This is a genomic window from Allokutzneria sp. NRRL B-24872 (genome assembly GCF_002155965.1).
In the GTDB taxonomy this organism is placed as follows: domain Bacteria; phylum Actinomycetota; class Actinomycetes; order Mycobacteriales; family Pseudonocardiaceae; genus Allokutzneria.
In genome coordinates, this window is the sequence record NZ_MUMH01000347.1 from 399 (window position 1) to 759 (window position 361).

The window sequence follows — 361 nt, forward strand, 5'->3', positions numbered from 1 at the left end:
CTCCGGGATCACGTAGTGGTGGCCGTTGCGGGTCGAGTTCAGGAACCTCGTCCCGGCCCGGTTCGGCGCGGCCTCGGTGTGCACCGGGACCCCGGTGGCGTCCAGGTGCACGCGGTCACCGGTGATCAGCGTGACTGTCCGGCTCGTCTTGCCGGGCGCGGGTTCGGGGGCGGCGGACGCGGGCACTGCCGCGCTCACCGCCACCAGCGCGACGGCGACGAGCGCGCTGGGCAGCGTTCTGCGATGCATGTGTTCCTCTCGGGCCGGACGTGCGCGCGGCACGGCTCCGGTGAGACAAGGTCATCTGGTGGGTCGCTCCATCGTCTCGGCGCCGCCACCGCCCCGCCCACCGTGCTACCAC

General features: G+C 73.1%; 1 protein-coding gene. It reads right to left on the reverse strand.

Features of this window, described 5'->3' with window-relative positions:
• A partial coding sequence (locus CCN37_RS40605) for a hypothetical protein (RefSeq protein WP_168201061.1) occupies positions 1–249 on the reverse strand: 249 nt, incomplete at its 3' end.
• Between the last annotated feature and the right edge of the window lie 112 nt (positions 250–361).